Source organism: Bradyrhizobium nivariense, from assembly GCF_029846695.2.
In the GTDB taxonomy this organism is placed as follows: domain Bacteria; phylum Pseudomonadota; class Alphaproteobacteria; order Rhizobiales; family Xanthobacteraceae; genus Bradyrhizobium.
In genome coordinates this window covers 57,371-78,545 of the sequence record NZ_JARWCR020000008.1, presented here as the reverse complement: position 1 = coordinate 78,545, position 21,175 = coordinate 57,371, and the positions used below count along the sequence as shown (strand labels likewise).

Annotated in this window: 18 protein-coding genes; 6 read left to right on the top strand and 12 right to left on the bottom strand. The window is 61.8% G+C overall.

Annotated elements, in window-relative coordinates; genetic code table 11:
* Positions 1–93 precede the first annotated feature (93 nt).
* From QCM77_RS09310 to QCM77_RS09285, 6 genes are all read right to left on the bottom strand, one after another.
* Positions 94–831: a sulfite exporter TauE/SafE family protein gene (locus QCM77_RS09310; RefSeq protein ID WP_279683000.1), complete on the bottom strand. Its 738-nt coding sequence runs from the start codon at positions 829–831 to the stop codon at positions 94–96.
* A 137-nt stretch (positions 832–968) separates the two neighbouring features.
* Positions 969–1,487: a nuclear transport factor 2 family protein gene (locus tag QCM77_RS09305; protein ID WP_279682999.1), complete on the bottom strand. Its 519-nt coding sequence runs from the start codon at positions 1,485–1,487 to the stop codon at positions 969–971.
* A gap of 311 nt (positions 1,488–1,798) precedes the next feature.
* Positions 1,799–3,148 carry an LLM class flavin-dependent oxidoreductase gene (locus QCM77_RS09300; RefSeq protein WP_279682997.1) on the bottom strand — a complete coding sequence of 450 codons (1,350 nt, stop codon included), beginning with the start codon at positions 3,146–3,148 and terminating at the stop codon, positions 1,799–1,801.
* 23 nt (positions 3,149–3,171) lie between these two features.
* Positions 3,172–3,918, bottom strand: a complete 747-nt coding sequence (locus QCM77_RS09295) for an ABC transporter ATP-binding protein (RefSeq protein WP_279682996.1) — start codon at positions 3,916–3,918, stop codon at positions 3,172–3,174.
* Entirely contained in the window at positions 3,915–4,667 is a 753-nt protein-coding gene (locus QCM77_RS09290) for an ABC transporter permease (protein WP_279682995.1), read from the bottom strand. Before QCM77_RS09290 ends, QCM77_RS09295 begins: the two co-directional genes overlap by 4 nt.
* Positions 4,668–4,788: 121 nt before the next feature.
* Entirely contained in the window at positions 4,789–5,823 is a 1,035-nt protein-coding gene (locus QCM77_RS09285; protein WP_279682994.1) for a PhnD/SsuA/transferrin family substrate-binding protein, read from the bottom strand.
* A gap of 378 nt (positions 5,824–6,201) precedes the next feature.
* On the opposite strand from QCM77_RS09285, the gene QCM77_RS09280 reads away from it, so the two are divergent.
* The 4 genes from QCM77_RS09280 (at position 6,202) to QCM77_RS09265 (ending at position 11,807) form a co-directional block, all read left to right on the top strand.
* Positions 6,202–7,227, top strand: a complete 1,026-nt coding sequence (locus QCM77_RS09280) for an amino acid ABC transporter substrate-binding protein (RefSeq protein ID WP_279682993.1) — start codon at positions 6,202–6,204, stop codon at positions 7,225–7,227.
* Between the two features lie 5 nt (positions 7,228–7,232).
* Positions 7,233–9,302 carry an ABC transporter permease subunit gene (locus QCM77_RS09275; RefSeq protein ID WP_279682991.1) on the top strand — a complete coding sequence of 690 codons (2,070 nt, stop codon included), beginning with the start codon at positions 7,233–7,235 and terminating at the stop codon, positions 9,300–9,302.
* A 161-nt stretch (positions 9,303–9,463) separates the two neighbouring features.
* The gene (locus QCM77_RS09270) at positions 9,464–11,302 is read left to right on the top strand and encodes a phosphatase PAP2 family protein (RefSeq protein ID WP_279682989.1); all 1,839 of its coding nucleotides are present in this window, start codon (positions 9,464–9,466) and stop codon (positions 11,300–11,302) included.
* A 118-nt stretch (positions 11,303–11,420) separates the two neighbouring features.
* Positions 11,421–11,807: a tautomerase family protein gene (locus tag QCM77_RS09265; protein ID WP_279682988.1), complete on the top strand. Its 387-nt coding sequence runs from the start codon at positions 11,421–11,423 to the stop codon at positions 11,805–11,807.
* A 44-nt stretch (positions 11,808–11,851) separates the two neighbouring features.
* On the opposite strand, the gene QCM77_RS09260 is transcribed toward QCM77_RS09265, so the two are convergent.
* From QCM77_RS09260 to QCM77_RS09235, 6 genes are all read right to left on the bottom strand, one after another.
* A complete protein-coding gene (locus QCM77_RS09260; protein ID WP_279682986.1) occupies positions 11,852–13,540 on the bottom strand; it encodes an amidohydrolase in 1,689 nt (562 codons plus the stop codon).
* Position 13,541: 1 nt separating this feature from the next.
* Positions 13,542–14,411, bottom strand: a complete 870-nt coding sequence (locus tag QCM77_RS09255; protein ID WP_279682984.1) for an ABC transporter permease — start codon at positions 14,409–14,411, stop codon at positions 13,542–13,544.
* Positions 14,408–15,187: an ABC transporter ATP-binding protein gene (locus tag QCM77_RS09250; RefSeq protein WP_279682982.1), complete on the bottom strand. Its 780-nt coding sequence runs from the start codon at positions 15,185–15,187 to the stop codon at positions 14,408–14,410. The genes QCM77_RS09255 and QCM77_RS09250 overlap by 4 nt, the downstream gene beginning before the upstream one ends.
* Positions 15,184–16,242 (bottom strand): ABC transporter substrate-binding protein, encoded by a 1,059-nt coding sequence (locus tag QCM77_RS09245; RefSeq protein WP_279682980.1) that lies wholly within the window; start codon positions 16,240–16,242, stop codon positions 15,184–15,186. The genes QCM77_RS09250 and QCM77_RS09245 overlap by 4 nt, the downstream gene beginning before the upstream one ends.
* 201 nt (positions 16,243–16,443) lie before the next feature.
* A complete protein-coding gene (locus QCM77_RS09240) occupies positions 16,444–16,953 on the bottom strand; it encodes an Lrp/AsnC family transcriptional regulator (RefSeq protein ID WP_279682978.1) in 510 nt (169 codons plus the stop codon).
* Positions 16,954–17,314: 361 nt separating this feature from the next.
* Complete coding sequence (locus tag QCM77_RS09235; protein WP_279682977.1) at positions 17,315–18,127, bottom strand: class I SAM-dependent methyltransferase; 813 nt, start codon at positions 18,125–18,127, stop codon at positions 17,315–17,317.
* Between the two features lie 365 nt (positions 18,128–18,492).
* Between QCM77_RS09235 and QCM77_RS09230 the strand changes: the two genes are divergently transcribed.
* Both QCM77_RS09230 and QCM77_RS09225 read left to right on the top strand, forming a co-directional pair.
* Entirely contained in the window at positions 18,493–19,932 is a 1,440-nt protein-coding gene (locus QCM77_RS09230; RefSeq protein WP_279682975.1) for an FAD-dependent oxidoreductase, read from the top strand.
* Positions 19,933–20,231: 299 nt separating this feature from the next.
* Entirely contained in the window at positions 20,232–21,158 is a 927-nt protein-coding gene (locus QCM77_RS09225) for a TauD/TfdA dioxygenase family protein (protein ID WP_279682973.1), read from the top strand.
* The last annotated feature ends 17 nt before the right edge of the window (positions 21,159–21,175 follow it).

Genomic DNA, 21,175 nt, shown 5'->3' with positions numbered 1-21,175 from the left:
AGGTGGTCGAAAGCCGCATAAGGTCGGCTGTAGAGAGGAGAGAGGACTTCCACGCCGGACCTCGACTAGCGCCCTTGACCACGGCGGACATCTTCAGGCCAGGATCATTCGCAGTCCAGCAGCGAGCAGCAACGCGCTCAAGATGATGCGCAGTACCTTGGGCGGCAAATGATGTACCCCCAACCATGAGCCTATCAATGCACCGAAACTGACAGCCGCGAGCCACCATGGTAGCGAGGTAGGCAGTGTGGGCATCGTCGCCCATGTTCCCGCTAGAGCAGCCGCCGAATTCAAGAGGTTGAACGCCGCGGAAACTGCTGACGCTTTACGTGTTTCGGTCCAGCCCAACCATAAAATAAGCGGAGCGAGAAATATTCCGCCTCCTACCCCGGTGATGCCCGAAATGAAGCCTATAGCCCCGCCCGCGAGCAAAGACGTCATAAACGGCGGGCGATGTGGCGCACCCTCATCCAGAAGGCGGGTAAACCGCGCCGTGCGCATCATTTGGGCCGCCGCCAGCAACAGCAACGCGCCAACGATGGGCTGATAAAGCGCGGCCGGGAGATGGATCGCGCCGCCCAGTAAGGAGAATGGAGCTCCGAGAATGCCAAATGGATAGCAGCTACGCCACGTCAGTAGGCCAGCGCGGTAGAACCTGCTGCACCCAATCCCTGCTACGAGAATGTTTAGTGCCAGCGCTGTCGGCTTGATGACGTCAGGAGTAAACCCGGTTAGCCCCATGACGGCAACGTAACCGGTGCCACCAGCCTGCCCCACCGACGCATACAAAACCGCGACCAACGCGAAAACCAAAGAAAGCAGACTTTCCAAATACGCCTCGGGTCGGTTTCCCGCTCAATTGGCGGCCATCCTCGATATAGCAAGCCAAGCGCGGGATGTCGCCTTGACCCTTTGCCCAGAAGCGAACGTCGCGGCTGCCTGCCGCATCGCCGAATCAGGTGGCCCGCTCAGGTGTCCTTCAGAAAAATGGGATCGATCTCCATTGATGGAGGGGCCGCGGCGCTCATGAATACGGGCTGGAGCGTATGTGACTTAAACCGCCATACGTCGTCTTCGTTCAACGCGCACTCATTGATCAAGTCTGCCACCATCATTGGAGGATTTGACTGACGCGTCGATGGATAGGTCAGACCACCATAGAAAACGACGATGCCCAGCACTGTCGCGGAGCGTTCGCTGCTCGATGCGACGTGCAGATTGGTGATCAGATGACGCACTGCCTTCACGCCGCTGATCGCCAGTCGATCCACCGCCTTCTCGCCGATTTGCCCGGCACGCCACTCATAAAATGCCCGGATCTCTTCACGCCCTTCAAACCGGTTGTGCCCCACGATCTTCACGCCGTCGGGCGTGAAGAAATCATGGGCAGTGCGCCCGTCGTTAAAGTCGACGTCGTACCAATAGGCCACCTCAAGGCGATGAAGAGCATGCCAGAGAAGGAGGTCGTCGTGCGGCGTCATTGGCATCTGACTACTCCGGAGAGTTGGCCGTCCGCTGCCAGCCTTTATGCGTCAGCGGAGCCGATGGAACGCGACCAGGTTCTTGGGAAGTTCGCGGGGTGAATTTCACCACCGCGATTTAACACCGCTTTCGGCGGGTCTTGCGGCGCGGCCCATTGGCCCGCTATGCACCGATGATGGCATCTTGCCAGTGTTTTGCCCGACGTGTCAAAAGCCCTTGCCGATGCGTAAATTTGTGTCCGCGTAAGTCCTTGTTCTGACAGGCCTCGGCTACTGTGCATGGGGTTGTTTTCGCGTTTTTTATCAGGGCGGGTGGTTTACGCGGAGCGCTGCTGTGGCGCCGGGCCGTCGAAACGGCTCGGCACCGGATCGAGACCAAGCCTGTCGCGCAGCGTACCGTCGCGATACTCGCTTCGGAACAGGCCACGCTTGCGCAGCAGCGGCACGACTTCCTCGGTGAAGACGGCGAACTGTGTCGGCAGGATCGGTGGCATGACGTTGAAGCCGTCGGCGGCGCCCGACACGAACCAGTCCTCGATGATGTCAGCGATCTGCTCCGGCGTTCCGGTCGCGGTGAAATGCCCGCGCGCGCCGGCGAGGCTGTGTAGCAGGCGGCGTAGTGTCGGCCGCTCTCGGGCAACATAGGCCGTGATCAACTGCGCTCGGCTGCGCGAGGCCTCCACCAGCGATGGATCGGGGAAATCGTCGGCGGAGAGCACGTGATCGAGCTTCAGGTGTGAAAAGTCGTGACCGCCGAACCGGTTCGACAAGCGGGACAGCCCGACACTTGGATGCGCCAGCTCGTTCAGCTCCTCCCAAACCCGTTGTGCCTCGAGCTCAGTCGATCCGATCGCAGCGCTGATCCCCGGCAGGATGACGATCTGGTCCGGGTGCCGTCCGAGCGCGCGGGCTTGCGTCTTGATGTCGGAATAGAAAGTGGTGGCGTTCTCCTTCTGGAGGTGAGCGGTGAAGATGGCCTCGGCATAGCGCGCGGCGAAAGCGCGCCCGTCCGTCGAGGCGCCCGCCTGGACGAACACCGGCCGCCCCTGAGGCGAGCGCGGAACGTTGAGGGCACCCGCGACGGCAAAGTGCTTGCCGCGATGTTCAGTGCGCTGGATGCGGTCGGCGTGAGCATAGACACCGGCCTCGCGATCGTCCTGGATGGCGTCAGCCGCCCAACTGTCCCAAAGCTTCGAGACGACTTCGACGAATTCATAGGCGCGCTCGTAGCGCTGGTCGATGCTGGCCTGCTGCTCCTGTCCGAAATTCGCCGCCGCCGCCGGTGCCCATGAGGTCACGATGTTCCAGCCGATACGTCCGCCGCTGAGATGGTCGAGCGATGCGAACTGGCGTGCAAGATTGTAGGGTTCGCTGTAGGTCGTCGACGCCGTTGCGATCAGCCCGATTCGTTCCGTGACTGCCGCGAGGGCGCCAAGCAGCGTCAGCGGCTCGAGCTCGCCGCGCGCGGCATGGCCGAGGTCCTGTCCAAGCGCGACATGATCGGCGAAAAAGACGGAGTCCAGCTTCGCCGCTTCGGCCGCCAGTGCGAGGTCACGGTAATGAGCGAGATCGGTGGGTGTTCGCCGGGCGGAGTCCTGGTGGCGCCAGGCCGCCTCATGGTGTCCGCGGCCATGGATGAACAGATTGAGATGCAGTTCGCGAGCCATTGGTTCAATCCTGTCGGGAACGATCAGACGGTGTCGAATACGCCGAGCGCGGCGAGCAGTTCGTTGCGCAGATCGTCGAAACGACGATCCCTGGCGCGTGGGTGAGGGAGGGCGGTGGGGTGGTCGATGACGATCCGACCGTCGTCCATGACGAGGATGCGGTCGGCGAGCTTGATCGCCTCGTCGACGTCATGAGTGACGAGCAGTACGGTCGGCCGCTGTTGCCGGATCAACCGGAACAGCAGTTCGTGCATCTTGAGCCGCGTCAACGCGTCGAGCGCACCAAAAGGCTCATCGGCGAGCAACAAATGCGGGCTCCGGACCAGCGAGCGCGCCAGCGCCACACGCTGTTGCTCGCCTCCCGAGAGGGCGTTGGGCCAGGAATCTTCGCGCCCTGCGAGCCCGACGTCGGCGAGCACTTTGCGTCCGCGCTTGTCGGCATCGGCTGCGCGGAAGCCGAAGGTGACGTTCTGGAGCACGGTCTTCCACGGCAGCAGGCGCGAGTCCTGAAACAGAACCGAACGATCTTCTGGAACCGAGATCGCGCCATCGCCGTCAACGTCGTCGTCGAGGCCGGCAATCGCGCGCAACAGCGTGCTCTTGCCCGAGCCGCTTTTGCCGATCAGCGCGACGAATTCACCGGGGGCAAAATCGAGCGACACGGCATCAAGGACAATGCGATTGGAGAAGCTGCGGGTCACGCCGACCAGGCTGACGGCCTGAGCAAGCACGGCTTGCGCAGGGATCAAGGAATGGATCGAGGCGCTCATGAGGCGAGCGCCTTGCGATAGGAGAGGGCCTTGCGTTCCCAGAGCCGGACGGCGAGATCTGAGCCTAGGCCGAGCGCGGCGTAGATCACGAGCCCGACGACGATGATATCGGTCTGGCCGTAATCCCGGGCGCGGTTCATGAGATAGCCGATGCCCTCCGTGGTGTTGATCTGTTCGAGCACGACCAGAGCGGCCCAGCACGTGGTTACGGCAAGCCTGAGCCCGGTGAAGAACCCCGGGAGCGCCCCCGGAAGCGCGACTTCGCGAAGGAATGCCGCGCGCGATAGTCTCACGCTGCGCGCCAACTCGATGTAGCGCGCATCTATTCCTCTGAGTGCCGCATGCGTGTTGATGTAGACGGGGATCAGAACGCTTGAGGCAATCAGCGCGATCTTCATCGTTTCGCCAATGCCGAGCCACAAGATCGCCAACGGGATCAGCGCCAGGGTCGGAATGGCACGCTTGACCTGGACCAGGCCGTCTATCGAGGCCTCGCCGATGCGGCTGAGGCCGGCGGCCAGCGCCAGCGAGACGCCGATTGCGACACCGATGCCAAGTCCGAGATAGGCCCGCTTGGCAGAGGCGAGAAAGTGATCGGCGAGCGTGCCGGAGGCCAGCAGCTTGAAGCCGGTGAGCAGGGCGGTTGACGGCGCCGCCAGGAATTTTGGAGAGATCCAGCCCACGGCGGATGCAAGCTCCCAGACGACGATAAACACCACGGGGCCGAACAGGATGGCAGTATTCGGCAACCGAGTAGGCGCAAGCCTAGGCAGCCTGCCGTTCCTGGGCGCGAATGGCTTCGCCGCCCGCGACTTCCCCGGAACATAAACAGGCAGGCTCAGATCGTCGGCGCGATCCGTCATGGTCGATTCAATTCGTCTTGCTGATGACGTCGTCGAAACGCAGGTCGAACTCCTCCTGCGCGTCGAGCCGCTTCGGCAGGTCCCCTGCCTCGAAGATCACGTCGATCAGGGCTTGCTGCCTGGGAATGAGGCTCGTTAGTGACGGGAAGTCATAGATGCCGTCCGCCTCGACGATCTTGCGCGCGTCGGCAGGCTTGAGGTTTTGTCGTTTGACGTAATATGCATCGACCCACGCGTCGACGTTCTTGTTTGACCAGCGGTTCGCCTCGATCCATGCGGCCACGAACTCGCGGATTGCCGCTGCTTTGGCGGGATCGTCCAGAGCCTTCTTGCTGGCGTAGAGATAAGTCAGGCTCTTCGGGAGCCGGTCGTTTTGCGTTTTGGGAATCGCGCTGGCGCCGCGGTCAGCGAAGTCAGCGAGATAGCGGGAGAAGTGCGGCTCGTTCAGTGAGGCGACATCGACCTGGCCCGAGCGGATCGCGTCGGGGAAGTCGGCGGCGCGCAGCGGTATGAGGCGGACATCCTTCCGCGTGAGGCCGGCGAGCTTCAACGCGTTGAGCACAAACGGCTGGCGGCCGGTGCCTTCGCCATACGCAATGCTCTTGCCGCGCAACTGCTCGAGCGTGTCGATCTTCAAGCCCGGGCGTACGGCAAAGAAATAATCGGCTTCCGACGAAGTTCGGGCTGCGACGATCGGGATCTGCTCTCCGGCGGCATGGGCCTGAATCGGCGGCGTGTTGCCGACGGTAGCGAGGTCGAGCGCACCGGCCCGGAAGGCTTCGAGAATCGCGGGGCCGCCGAGAAAGTTGGCATAGGTGATCGTGCTCGAAAGCTTCTCCGCAGCGCCGGAGGCGCGCATCAAGGTTTGCAGGCCCTCGTTCTGATCGGCAATGACGAGCTTTGTACCTGATGACGCCTTCTGTGTCGTCTGTCCCATCGCTGCGGCTGAGGCCAACACCGGGAGGCACAGCAGGAGAAACCACGTCGAGAGCGCGCGACGCACCAGCGTGGATCGTCTTGCAGATGATTGCACGATAGACATGCTCGCTCCTCGTTCCGGCGATGGCCGCTCTGGTCTCTCGGAAAGGGGCACAGCCAACCAATACTGGCGAGAAATCGTTTTGTTAGTCAAACGAATGCTGTTTTCATTGTGCGCCTGGTAAGCGAAGAGTCTTCTCCTCGGTGACGCAATTTGGAGAACATTGATTTTGTAGAGCGGGAGATGCTGTTGAAGGGCCGCAGGGAGGGTGTCCGTCGGAAATCCGGGCTAAACTCGTGGCGGATGAAGCTTTGCGCCTGCCATTGGCAATGAAGAATTTCATCCTGCGTTCGCATCGCTTTTTAAAAGCACTCTCTTGCGTCGTCATCGTAGAAACCAATCAAGTTCCACGACGTCTCCCCTCAACATCCGGATTCCAAGATGACACTGAAGAGCATCGTCGCAGCTGCGACGATCCTGATTTCCGCTGCGATCGCTTCCGAAGTCGCGGCTGGCCCGACCCTTGATCGCATCAAGGCGCGGGGCGAACTGGCTTGCGGTGTTTCTCAGGGATCGGCCGGCCTATCGCTGCCGGATGGACAAGGGCGGTGGAGTGGGCTCGATGTAGATTACTGCCGCGCGCTCGCTGCTGCCGTTCTAGGTGACGCGTCGAAGGTGCGGTTCGTTCCCTTGAGTTCACAACAACGCTTCACCGTCCTGCAATCGGGCGAGGTCGACGTGCTGTCGCGCAACACCACCTGGACCTCCGGCCGCGATGCCTCGCTCGGGATTCTGTTCGTCGGCACGATCTTCTATGACGGTCAGGCCTTCATGGTGCCGAAGAAGCTCGGCGTCACCAAGTCGACCGAGCTGAATGGCGCGACCGTCTGCGTGCAGCCCGGCACGGTCAATGAGCAGAATCTGGTCGACTATTTTCACGCCAACAAGCTCACCTTCAAATCGGTGGTGATCGAAAGCCTGCCGGAGCTTGAGGGCGCCTTCTATGCGGGGCGATGCGACGTCTATCTGTCCGATGCCTCGACCCTGTCGGCCAGCCGGGCGGCGCGGGCGACTTCGCCAGATGATTTCGTGATCCTCCCCGAACGGATCACCAAATCCCCGCTATCCCCGGCGGTACGCACTGATGACACGAACTGGTTCTCCATCGCGCGCTGGACCCTCAATCTGCTGGTCGAAGCGGAGGAATTGGGCGTCACCAGCGCCAATGTCGAGGTGCAGAAGAAGTCCGAAAATCCCGCGATCCAGCGCTTGCTGGGTGCGACGCCCGGGATTGGCAAAAGCTTCGGGCTAGACGAGGTCTGGGGTGCTCGCGTGATCGCCGCCGTCGGCAATTACGGCGAGATATTCGACCGCAATCTGGGTCCGAAGACTGCCCTGCGTCTTGCCCGCGGCCAGAACGCGCTATGGCGCGATGGTGGTCTGCTCTACTCACCGCCGTTCCAATAGGAAGCATGTCGACGGCGCTGACGACGCGGGGCTCACGCGGAAGGGGCATCGCCGGGCGCACAATAGTTGCGGTCTCGGTCGTGATCGGCGTGGCTGCAGGCTGGACGGTCCTGTCCGCCGCGCTTGCAGTGCGGGGAATCGCGACAGGTTTCGATTTCCTGTGGCGACCGGCGAGCTTCCAGATCTCGGAAGCCCTGTTTGCGGTGACGCCTTCCGACCCGATCGTCATCACCTTGACGGCGGGGCTCGCGAATACTTTGCTCGTGGTGCTGGTCGCAAGTCCTCTCGCGCTGGCGATCGGCATCGTCGTGGGCCTGCTGCGAGCAAGCCCCAGCGCGCGCGTCGTGCGGTTGGCTGGGATCTATGTTCAACCGCTGCGCAATACTCCCGTCATCCTGCAGCTGTTCCTGTGGTATGGGTTGCTGATCCGCTATCTGCCGACGCCGCGCGGCGCGGCAGAGTTGCTCCCCGGCGTCTTTCTCAGCAGTCGCGGTCTCGCCATTCCGGCCGTGTCACTTCATGCGCCGTTTCTCGATTGGCCGGTGCTTCGGGGTTTCAACTTCGTTGGTGGATGGACGCTGTCGCCGGAGCTTCTGGCGCTGATCGGCGGGTTGGCATTATTCCATGGTGCCTCGCTTGCGGAAGTCGTGCGCGCCGGCATCCGAGCAGTGCCAATTGGGCAAGGGGAAGCAGCTCGCGCGTTAGGCCTCGGCCAACTGAAGAGCCTCTGGCTTGTCGTGCTGCCTCAAGCCCGTAGACTGGCAGTACCAGCCGCGGCTTCCCAATTGCTGATGCTCGCGAAGAACAGCACGCTCGCCGTCGCCATCGGCTATCCCGACTTCGTATCGGTCACGAATACGGTGATCAACCAGACCGGCCGTGCGATTGAAGGTACGGCAATTATCCTCGGTGTGTATCTCGTTCTCAACCTGTCGCTCGGCGCTCTCGTCGAACGCTACAATGAATTCTGGGCCGGACGCGGTATGGCGGCGAGCGCCGATAGTGGCCGCGCAACGACGAAATCGCAGCATTTCACCTGGCTCGACGCGGTGCTGCTGGCGACGGTGTTGGCCGTGACCTGGCCTTTGCTGCGGTGGGGCATCGTCGAGGCCGTGTGGACGGGGACGCCCGGCGACTGTCGCGCGGCGCATGGCGCGTGCTGGGCACTGCTGGCGGAGAAAGGGCGGCTGATGATGTTCGGTGCCTATCCGGCGAATGAGATCACCCGACCCGTGGTGGCGACGGTGATCTTCCTGGGATTGATGTTATGGAGCCTGCTCGATGCGGGGCGGCACTGGCGGCTGATGGCGGCAGGCTGGGGCATCGGCACGCTCGCCGCCATAGTGATCATGGGCGGCGGCGTTTTCGGTCTTCGGATTGTCAGTCCGCTGGATTGGGGTGGGGTGCCGCTGACTATTGGCTTGTCCGTGCTGTCGTTCACCCTTGCCTTGCCGCTTGGCATGCTGCTCGCCTTGGCGCGGACATCCGACCAGACGCGTTTGCGTAATGTTGCGGTTGCAGTGATCGAGATGCTGCGCAGCCTGCCGCTGGTGAGCCTGTTGTTCGCGGTTGCCGTCATCCTGCCACTGGTTGTGCCCGGCGAAGCGCCGGGCGGAAAGCTCGCGCGGTGCCTGCTTGCTCTGACGCTGCTGATGGCAGCCTATCTGGCGGAGGTCTTTCGCGGTGGCATCCAGGCGATCCCCACAGGCGAACTGGACGCCGCTCGCGCTCTCGGTCTGAGCTATTGGCGGACGCAGCAATTGGTGATCTGGCCGCAAGTCTTCCGGCTCTGTTCGGCACCTCTGGTCAATACCTTCATCGGCGGCTTTAAGGACACGTCGCTGGTTCTGGTGATCGGGCTGCTCGACGTGTTTGCCGCGACCAAGGCGGCCCTGGCCGACCCCGAATGGAGATTGTTCTCCACCGAGGCCTATCTGGTTCTTGGGGCAATCTACTTCACTGCCTGCTATGCGATGTCGCGCTATGCCGCTCGTCTCGAACGCGAAACCGTATCAGGTGCGGCGAGCAGCCGATCAGCGTCATTCGCTGACGACGGTCGTCTTCGAGGCGGTTGAGTGAAACTCTTCACACAACATCGCATTTGCAAAATAGAGCAATCGCTTCGCCGCGAAATATAGTGCGGAAAAATTATGGACAGATTTCGCGGTGCGCCCCTACGCTTGACGTGCGTGTGAAGCTGTATTTGCGGAGCACATAAGGGAAAGCGGAGCCGGGAATGTCTGACAAGGTTTCACGACACGACGTCCCCACAACCGGCACCGCGGAGCAGCGTCAACGCGCGCGGCGGGAGCAGAACGGCGATGGTGCAAAAGACGGTACACGCCGCGAATTTATTGGCGCTGGTGCGGCCGCGGCAGCCCTTGCCGTAGCGGGGCCGACGGGGCCCGCGCTTGCCAAGGAAAAGCCGGCTGGTACGTCCGACCGGTCGCAAGCGTCTGCCACAAGTTACGACGAAGGCTTCCGCCGTCGCGCGGTGGAACTGCGACAGAAGCTGGCGGGCGACGTCGCCAGCACGCCGATTCCGCCGCATCCTCACAACGGCGATCAACAGCGCTACATCAACGCGATCGGCTCGGATACCCGTGGTCTGCCGCATGACGAGCGCGGCGAGGTCAATGCCGAGGCATGGCGGTTGGCGAACGTGGCGTTTTCTACGCGTAGCCCCGCGGACTTCGAGAGGATTCCGCTCGGTGGCACGCGCAAGCTCGTCAATCCTGTGGGTACTCTCGCCGTTAGCCTCGACGGTCTCAACGCCTCGCAGTTCCAGCTACCGGCGGCGCCGGCCCTTGCAAGTCCCGCGCGCGCGGCCGATGCGGTCGAGATCTACTGGCAGTCTCTGTTGAGGGACGTGCCATTCACTGAATATAACGAGGAAACCTCCAACCCTGATATCCGTGCCGCGGTTGACGAGCTCAACCGCATCGCCGCCTTCCAGGGACCGAAGGCGAACGGCCGCGTCACGCCCCAGACGTTGTTTCGCGGCAGCGTTGCTTATGTCGATCCGGCGGACCCGAGCGGTGCGACCCCGCGATGGGTGACACCTCCTGGCGTGATCGACGGTCCGCTGGTCTCGCAATTTCTGTATCGGGACGTTCCGCTCGGCAATCAGAGCCTATCGGCAAAAATACGCGCCTATGCGCCGACGCCGGATTTCTTGACGAAGTACGACGAATGGCTGCACGTTCAGAACGGCAACGCGCCGCGGGAGCGCATCACCTACGAATCCGCACCGCGCTACATCTTCAACGGGCGCGACCTCGGCGCCTACGCCCATACGGCGCAGGCCTTCAATTTCGTCGCCAATCAACTGCTGAGCGCGCCGGAGTTTGCCGCCGACCCGGCGTATGGCGGGATCTATCCGGCGAACAAGCCGGCCACAGCATCAGCAGATCCGTATCTTCGCTCCAAGACCCAAGGCGGCGCGTCAGGAACGTTTGGCGCGGCCTACTATCAATCGGTCATTGCGCTGGCCTCTTCGCTCGCAATTCGGATCAACTATTACCAGAAATGGTACGAGCAGCGGATCGTGCGGCCCGAGGCGTTCTCCGGATTGGTGCACCACCGACTTGCCAACAAGGTTTCTGACTATCCGATCCACGAGAGCTTGCTCGGTTCGCAAGCCCTGGAGCGAAGTCGCAACAAGAATGGCACGTTCCTGCTCGGCCATATCTTTCCCGAGGGAGCGCCGCTTCACTCGTCCTATCCGGGAGGCGCCGCGATCATCGCGGCGGTCACCGTAACCTTGCTGAAGGCGTTCTATGACGAGAGCCGGGAGTTTCCGAATCCGGTCCAGCCCGATCCGAAGGATCCGACGCGACTGATTCCATACCGGGGGCCGCCGCTCACGGTCGGGGGCGAATTGAACAAGCTCGCGCTGAACTACTCCGGTGGCCGGACCTGGGGCGGCATCCACTGGCGCTCCGACGCCGCGGCGTCCTTTCCGCAAGGAGAGAATCTTGCCATCAGCCTGCTGCGCGAGCAGAAGGCAACGTTTGCCGAGCCGTTCGCCGGATTCAGCTTCACCAGGTTCGACGGCTCGAAGGTCACAGTCTGAGGAAGTGAACCCTGGCTTGCTCAAGTGCTGACGTTGCAGCGAAGAGGCGTGACAGGACGCGTGGGCAGTCATTGCGCTGGATATGTTCAGCTGGCCTCAATTTCTGGAGAGTATCCCAATGCCAAGCACACGAATTACGACGGGCCTCTGGGCACGAAACCGGGAGCAAGAGGTCATCGAGAGTGTTCAGTCGGCACTGCTCTCGGCGCTGAGGATACCCGACTACGACCGCGATATCGTTCTGGACATCTACGACGCTGGTGCCCGGATCGTTCCGACCGGCCGTTCGGACCACTATGTGCGCGTCGAGGTGGCATTGTTCTCGGGTCGGTCGATTGAAGCGAAGCGCTTGCTGTACAAGACCCTCGTCGCGAACGTAGCCGCGCTCGGCGTGCCCGCGACGGAGATCAAGATCATTCTATTCGAAGTGCCAGCGGAGAATTGGGGGTTGAGAGGCGGCTACCCAGCTTCGGAGATCGATCTCGGCTTCAAGATTGACGTTTGAGCACAGCGCGTACGATCGCCGACTCATGGCCATAATCGCCAGGGCTATCTCCGGGCTCCGGGCGTCAGCATGTCATCATGGACAATGCGCCCGCCGACGATGGTGAGACGGCAGCGCAGGTTCTTGATCTCCGCGACCTCTAGCGTGGTTGGATCGTCCGACAGCACGGCAAGATCCGCGGCGAAGCCGGGCTTCAGCGGTCCTTTCCAGCTCTCGTCGAAGGTAAGACGGGCGCCGTTGACTGTGAAGAGACGCAGCGCTTCCTCCGTTGAGAGCCGCTGTTCAGGCCCGATCACCCGGCCGCTCAGTCGCTCCTCGCGGGCGCAGGTGACCCAGAGCGTGAAGAACGGATCATAGGGGATGTTGTCCGTGGCGATCGCCAGCGGTACACCGGCATTGAGAAGATGGCGATGCGGCACCAACAGATCGCCGCCGTCGGGATCGGCGAGGTATTTGGCGCCACCTTTCCAGAGATAGTAGGTCGGAATCGTCGTAACGAGGACTCCAAGTCGGGCCAGTGCGTGAACGTCGCTCGCGCGAGCACGGCCGATGTGCTCGATCACCCAGCGCCGGCTTCGGAGTGGGAAGCGGGCGTTCACGGCCTCGAGCACCGGCAGGATCTCGTGCAGCCGGTCGCCGACGATGGTGTGCAGGCGAAGATCGAATTCGGCGGCGAGGAAACTGGCCTCGCGAAAATCCGCTGGCGTCACCGCTTGCTCGACAAAGCCGCTCCAGCCCGTGTCGGGCAGATGAGCCCGCGCACAATGAGCCACGACGGGATCGCCGCCGTAGGCGATGTGGATGCCGGAAACCCGCAGCCAGGGATCGCCAAGCCCGCTTCCGCGTGCGGTCGCAAGCCAGTCACGCATGATCCGCCGCGCCTCTGCGAGATCGGACCAGCTCGGGCTGACCACCAGCCCGACGCGTACCGTCAGCTCGTTGAGCTCCCAGAGCCGGCGATAGACCGAGATGGTCTCGGCTGCCGAACCGTGTCCCTCATAGATGCTGGTCGTGCCCTTGGCGTTGTAGAGCCGCTGCGACAGCCGCACGCCTTCGAGCCGCTCGGCGAAGCCGAACCGCGGTACGGCCGGCAGCAGATCGAATTCAACGGTCGGACGATTGTTGCCCTCGACGATGATGCCCGTCGGCTGGCCATGGCTGTCCTTTTCGATCTCCACGCCCGAGCATCGGGCTGCTGACCCCGCGTCGATGCCGTTGAGCGCGAGCCCCCGGGAATTGAGGGCGGAGTGTCCCGGCGGTGTGCCCCAATTGCCGAATACGCCGGGAATGTAGACGGGATGATCGGGCGCGACGGCATCAAGCTCGTGGCGGTTTGGCAGCCGCTTTTCCGCGAGCGAAGCGACGCCGTCGAAATAGAACGGCGGCTGTCCGACCGGCATGGTGACGATCCACTGGCCGGGCGACGTTCTCGACGCGAGACCGCGGACCGTCTCAAGGATGTCGGCGACCGAACCGGCGTGTGCGAGCGATGGTCGTTGATGTTTCAGCCCCTCGCGCTCCATATGCGCGTGGGTGTCGTTGAAGCCGGGAATGATGCAGGCGCCGCCGAGGTCGATTTCGCGAGCGTCGGGTGGAGTCGGCACGTCGGCGTCGTTGCCGATCGAGACGATCGTGCCGTCTCGGAGCGAGATCGCGCTGGCGCGGGGATTGGCGTCGTCGAACGTGATGATACGGGCGTTGCGCAGCACAAGCGGCAGGGAAGCGTGGGCCATCTTAGCGTGCGCTGTTGTCGTACCAGGGAAATAGCCAACTCGCAGCGGCGACAAAGATCCGGTCTGCAACAAAGCCGAATCCGCCCAGCAAGGCGAGCCCGATGAACATGATGTCAACCCGAAAAAGTTGGTGCCCCTGTGACATCATATAGGCGACGCCGGCTGTCGCGCCCGAAAGCTCTGCAGCGACCAGCACGATCAGGGAGACCGCAATCGCCTGACGCAAGCCCGACAGGATGAACGGCAGCGCTGCGGGGAGAATCACCAGGAACAGGGTCGCGAACGGTCCGGCGCCGAGACAGGCGGCAGAACGCAGGTAGATGATATTGACGTCGCGTACACCGATATGGGTCGTGATCCAGATCGGGAAGAAGGCACCCCAGGTGACAAGGGCGAGCTTGGCCGTTTCGCCGATGCCAAACCAGAGAATGCAAAGTGGCACCAGCGCGATGGTGGGGATCGCACGAAAGCCGTGAAGCAGGGGCTCCAGCAGATATTGAACAAAGCGGATCCGCGCTGTCAGCAGGCCCGCCGAGATCCCGAGTACGACGGCAAGACCAAAGCCGATGGCGGCACGTCTGAGACTGACGGCGATATTATGGCCGATTTCCCCTGACCACAGCATCGGCCAGAATGCCTGGAGCACTTGGGACGGTGGTGGAAACAGCACCTCGTTGACCCAGCTCGACCAGCGCGGGATTGCTTCCCAGGCGGCAATGAACAGCAGCACACCGGCAACATTCAATGCCAGACGTAGCGCCGTGGCGCGACGCCGGGATCTCCAATGTGCGTCTTGGAATTCTGCCTCGAAACGGGAGGCCTGCTGGTCCGGTGTGAGCGGCATGACGGTGTCCGACGAGGCGATGCTCATGCCGCGCTCCGTGTGCCGTCGGCAAGTGCTCCGGATATGTCGCTATAGAGCGCGCCGAACGCGGCGCTACCGCGGTTTCGCGGGTAGGGGACGTCGATGCGGATGTCCGTGCGGATCGCTCCGGGATGCGGGCTCATGACGACCACACGCTGGGCCAGGAACGCCGCCTCGTCAATATTATGGGTCACGAAGATCACCGATAGTCCACTGTCGCGCCACAGCCGCAACAAATCCTCCTGGAGCGACTGCCGGGTGATGGCGTCGACCGCGGCAAATGGCTCGTCCATCAGGAGAACCGCGGGCTCAACCAGCAGAGCTCGCGCCACCGCAACGCGCTGGCGCATGCCACCGGACAGTTCGTGAGGATATTTGTCCGCAGCATCGGCGAGACCGACGCGATCGAGTGCAGCCATCGCACGCGTGGCGCGCAACTTGGCGGGCCAGCCGCGCACGCGCAAGCCGAACTCGACGTTTTGGCGGGCCGTCATCCAGGCAAACAGTGCATATTCCTGGAACACCACGCCGCGCTTGGGATCCGGGCCGCGAACCGGTTCGCCGGCGAAGTTCACTTTGCCTCGCGTCGGCTTGATGAAACCGGCTATCAATTGCATCAGGGTCGTCTTGCCGCAACCGGACGGACCGATCAGGCAGACGAACTCGCCCTGGTCGACGGTCAGCGAGACGTCGCGCAACGCAAAGCTTGGCGAGCCGTCGCGCGCGGCGAAGATCTGCGAGACCGCCGAGATTTCGATCAAGGGGGAGTTTGAACTGGTCATGTCAATGTGACGCGATCGGGATGGAGAGCCTTGGTCGGACCCTCGATCACCAGTGATCGCAGCAATGCGCGCAGATCGCCCTTCGGCGGCTTGGCGAGCCCGGCTGCAATTGCCCATTCGGCCTGCGAAACGAGATCGTCGAGGAAGCGCGGGTCGAAGCCGATCTTGAAGGTGAAGGTCGATGTGGCTTGGGCGATATCAGCGGCGGGCGTCTTAATGCGATCGGCGATCAGGTTTGGCCATTCGCGATCCTTCGCAATCCTGTCCTCGGCAGCGAACAGGGCGCGCAGCGTCGCCTGAACCAGTTCGGGCTTCTTCTCGACCACGGTTTCGGTGGTCAAAAGCAACTGATAGCTCTGAAAATAGCGCTCGATACCGTCCAGCGTCATCTCGACGACCTTGCCGCCGGACTGCTGCTGCGCGATGGCCAGAGTCTGGCTGCTCCAGCAGAAAGCGTCGATGTCGCCGCGGGTCAGGGCCGTCGCCATGTTGGCGGGCGCGAGATCGACGATCGTGACGTCATTGGCGCTCAGGCCGGCGAGCTCGAGATATTTCGCAATCAGATACTGTCCCGATGTGCCAATCCGGGTGGCGATACGGCGTCCCTTCAGGCTGGCCGGAACTTTGGCATCGACTGCCCCGTCGTTGCGTACGGCAATCTTCATGTCGCGCGAATAGCGACTGTAATTGGCGACCACCACCGGCCGTAGCCCGGAGAGTGCCGCGAAGACCAGCGGCGTGTCCGTCGAGGCTGAAAAATCGGCCGAGCCCGAGAACAAGGCCTGCATGGCATCCCGACCGGATTCGAAGGACGATGCCGCCAATTCGACGTTTTGATCTTTCCAGTAGCCCGCAGCCTCGGCGACATAGGGGAGCGCCCAAGTATAGCCGACACTGCCATAAGCGAGTGAGCCCTTCAGCGCGGGCTGTGCAACTGCGCGATCTTGAAAGGCAAGTGCAGCTCCGGCTCCTGCAAGACTGGCGAGCAGCTGACGACGGTGGAGGTGCGGAACAGCTGGGACATTGTCAGAGAGTGTCGGGGCACGAAGCGACAAGCGTGGCATCGGAAGACCTGTGAGAAAAGCGCCTAATTCCGCCGGACTGTGGTGGCAACATTCATTCGAGGCAATTGCGGAAATCGACGGCTTCGTAGAGCATCATTCCACATCGTCACAAATCGCGAGAATAGCCTTTTCCTCTCAGAGATTAGTCAGGGGTGGTTCGATAACTGGCGGGCCCTGCGAAGCGTAAGCTTCTCATCCCACTGTCGCGTTCGGGATGGGCAGGGCCGTGATCGACTTGATCTTTTCCATCGCAAATCGCGAAGTGACGTTCTTGAGCGGCACGGCGTGGACCAGCTTCTTGTAGAACACGTCGTAGCTTTGCATGTCCGGGATAACGACGCGCAGCATATAGTCGACATCGCCGGCCATCCGATATAACTCCATCACTTCGGGCATCGCGCTGACCGCATCGGCAAAACGCTTCAGCCAGTCATCCGAGTGATCGGAGCTTTCCACGGATACGAATACAGAGAGGCCCAGCCCAATCCTGTTCTCATCAACCAGCGCAACGCGCTTCAGGATGACGCCATCGGCCTCAAGTCGCTGAATGCGCTTCCAAGAAGGTGTCGACGATAGACCGACCCGATCGCCGATCTCCGCAACAGACAGCGAAGCGTCCTGCTGGAGTATCGTCAAGATATTGCGATCGACGGTATCGAGGCGGCGGCCGGTGCCGGCGAGCTGCAGCACAGCGTCGGTCATGTGTTGAGCCTTTGTTTCATGGTGGATGGCACGGGCATCTGGAAGGCAGAAACCTCGGGAAGCTATCACGCCCAATCCGGCATTGAACATCGTTGCCCGGCGCCCACGTCCATTTTGGTTGGATCATGCTGGCGTCGACGCGCGTCAGGGTGGAAAATTTCATTGCGCTGTCACATGTGGGACGATTTTGATGGTGCGGGCCATGTTATTTGGAATGCAGTCCAGTGCGGATGCCTTGTCTCAACCCGACTGCTCGTGGCGACCGTCGGGAGTTTAAGAGACGAAAACGAACTCCCCTCCGTCGGTCATGGCTCGGGAGACACTGACGTGTGAGCGATTAGGGATCTGAAGTGGTATCGCGTCACTTCGGCTTGCGCGCAAAAGCGAAGCGTAGATATCGCTCGAGCCGCAGTCCCTCTGGGGTACGTCTTGCCTCGACCAGCGCGGCGAAGGCTTGCCAGACTGTTTCCCGCTCCGCCGAGGAGAAGCCCTCGAGGAAATTGCCGAATGCGCTGGCCTCCGACCACCCGAGCATTGTGTCCGCGTCGTCATGAAGGTCCACCAGCGCGCGCAGATCGCTCCGATAATCGACGAAGCCGGCTTCGATGACGAGAGCCTTAAGCTCTTCCTCGGTTGCCCCCAGAACCCGGTGTGCCTCGCCGCTCTTCTCGGCGAAGCCGGCCTGTGCAATTGCCTGACGAAGCAAGGTACGGGACTCGTGTGGTTTCGTCGGATCCTGGATATTTAATCCGAGACGACCGCCGGGCTTCAAGACGCGGTCGATTTCGTGCAGCGCCCTTGGCTTGTCCGCAATCCAGTGGAAGACGCTATTGAGGTAGATGACATCGAACTCCGCAGATCCAAAGCGCGAAAGGTCTTCGGCGCGACCGACGTCGAAGCTCAACGTCTTCGACGCACGAAGGCGGGCTATTGCGATTCGATTCTCCAGAGGATCGATGCCGACCACGCGACCGTCAGGACCAACCAAGCTCGCGACGAATTCGGTGAGCCGGCCGGTGCCCGCGCCAATATCCAGCACCCGATCCCCGGCCTTCAATCCGAGCGGGCCGACAAGGAACTTGCCGTGGTGAAATTGAAGAATGCCCGCCTGTTCGTAAGTCTGGGCGAGCTGGGGGGTGTCGCGTTCTAGGCTGATAAGGGTGGGCGACGACATGTTTCTAAGCTCCGCAAGTGACATCAAGCGCCGCCTGACCGGGCAGAACTCTATGCTCCGAGTGATGCGAATGTCGATGAAATGAATTTACGTTGTTGCGCTCAATGCGAGCATGAATCCAGTCACCGCAGTGTATGTACGAGAACGGCGAAGAGGAGCCCCGTCGTTTGATGGTATGCAGGGTGCGCAATTCGTTGACGTGCACGAGATCTTACGTGCTGTGAAGCAAATCTTTCAAAGCCCCGCGCCGTTGCGACGGATTCATTGCCCGGTCCAATAAACAAAGCCGATTCTATTTCATTGACTGAGTTTCGTTCGCTTCTACGATTTGGTCAGATCTGATGCTGACAAAATCCGGGTAGAAAATGTCTCAGTCTGATATCGACGCCGCGGCTCGCGAAACCCTGCGTCTGATTGGTCCCGATCCGCAGAATTGGGTCCCCGATCGTGACGGGGTCGATCACAACGTCACCATCATCGGGGGCGGGCAATCCGGAAGCACTTTCGCCTTTGCATTGCGCCGTGCCGGCATCGGCAAGGTCACGGTGATCGATGCTGCGCGCGACGCGGTTTCATCCGGCCCGTGGCTGAGCAGCGCACGCATGCACAAGCTGCGCACGCCGAAAAGCTTGCCCGGACCCGAACTGGGTTTGCCGGGCCTGAGCTTCCAGGCCTGGTATGAAGCCCGCCATGGAGCCGCGGCATATGAAGCGGTCGATCGCATTGCTCGCGTGGACTGGGCGGCATACCTCGATTGGTATCGCAGGACGCTTGGCATCGAGGTGCGCTATCAAGCGAAGCTTATCCGTATCGAGCCAGCGGAGGGCCATTTACGGCTTCATCTCGATGTGGCCGGCAAGCAGACGACGGAGACAGCGCGCAAGGTCATTCTTGCCAGCGGCTTCCCGAGCAATGGCGGGCCGTTCATTCCCGATGTGCTCTCGCAAAATCTGCCGCGGGAGCTCTATGCGCATACGCTCGATGCGATCGATTTCGACAAGCTGCGAGACAAGTCCGTCGCAGTGATTGGAAGCGCCGCTTCCGCATTCGATGCCGCAGCGGTAGCGCTTGAGGCCGGAGCGAGGGAAGTGCATCTCTTCGCACGTCGCGACAAGCTTGCATCTGAGCCAGTCATCAGGACGCGCGGTTATCCGGGCGCTTACGACAATTACGGATCGTTGCCGGACGCCGTGCGCTGGCATCAGGCCATCCGCTTCCGCCGCGCTGGCTCGACGCCGCCGCCCGACGCCGTCGCGCGCGCGGTGAAGTTCCCGAATTTCAATCTTCATCTGGGAGCTTCATGGTCATCGGCCAAGCCGTTCGGACGGCGGCTGCTGGCAACCACGAACCAGGGCGATATCGCGTTCGATTTCGTCATTGCCGGTACGGGTTATCAGGTTGATCTCGGCAGGCGGCCGGAACTCGCCGCCTTCGCCAATGAGATCCTTTTGTGGCGCGATCACTTCTCCCCGCCATCAGATCAAACGGACGATAATCTGGGCGCACATCCCTATCTCGGTTCAGGGCACGAATTCCTGGAGAAGGAATCCGGGCGTGCGCCCTATCTCCGCAACGTTCACGTCTTTAACCCCTCGGCGTTCGTCAGCTTCGGCTTGCCGATCGGCGACGTGCCGAGCTTCAAGCGCGATATTCCGGGCGTCGTTGCGCGGATCAGCCGTGATCTCTTCCTGGATGATCTCCCCGCGCACGAGGCGCGCATCAATGGGTCTATCGCCGACGATTTCGAGCCCGCGCTCTATGCGTCGGCGATCTGGCGCTCATCGAGCGCGGTCGCGGCTGAATAGAGGGAGGCACAAATAACAATCGGAGCGCGGTGAGAGGACAGACAACTGTTTCCCGCGGTCCGCTAACTTTGGAAGCTATTTCCGAAGTCCTTGAGTTAGCATCCTGTGACTGAGCGCGAGGCTGCATTGATGCAGTCTCTACGGAAAGATCCCGCCAGACGCGATTGCCGCCAGAGCAGACGGTGATCCCGCAAGAGGATCGATCACGACCATTACAGCTTTCACTCCGCCATCGCCTTCCGCGATCGGCGAACGGCGGAGCCTTGTCCAAATGGGATCGCAGCCTCGGGGAAGACGACATGACTGACGGCATCATCATCGACAACGTCATTCCGCGCGCGGACATCGTCAAGCGCTCGGCGCGGATCGGAGCGGAGATCAGGAATATCAAGCTCTCCGGTGATCTGCCGGACCAGACGATCGCCGCGCTCAACCAGGTGCTGCTCGAGCACAAAGTCATCTTCCTGCGCGACCAGAACCATCTCGACGATGCCGAGCAGGAACGTTTTGCAGTTCGGCTCGGCAAGCTGGTGCCGCATCCAACGGTCGGCGCCACCAAGGGTACGGCGTCGATTCTCGAGCTCGATTCCGGGCGCGGCGGTGGCCGCGCCGATCAGTGGCACACCGATGTCACCTTCATCGACGCTTATCCCAAGATCTCCGTCCTGCGCGGGGTGGTGATCCCCGCGTTCGGCGGCGATACGATCTGGTCGAATACGGCCGCGGCCTATCTCGATCTGCCGGCACCGTTGCGCAAGCTCGCGGACGAGCTCTGGGCGGTGCACAGCAATGCCTATGACTACGCGGTCAAGCCCCGCGCAAGTGAGGCCGATCGGAAACAATTCGAAGAGGTTTTCACGGCGACGGTCTACGAGACCGAGCATCCCGTCGTTCGCGTCCACCCCGAGACCGGCGAGCGCACGCTGGTGCTCGGCAATTTCGTTCAGCGCTTCGTCGGCTTGCCGAAATACGACGGCCAGAAGCTGTTCGATCTGTTCCAGTCGCATATCACCGCGCCGGAGAACACCGTGCGCTGGAGCTGGCGGCAGGGCGACGTCGTAATCTGGGACAATCGTGCCACCCAGCACTACGCCGTCAACGATTACGGTGACCAGCACCGCGTGGTGCGGCGCGCCACCATCGACGGCGAGGTGCCGGTCAGCATCGACGGCCGCACCAGTGTCACCCGAATCAAAGCGCCGAAGCCGCAGGCGAAGGCCGCCTGAACCGAGCAAGGAGTGAA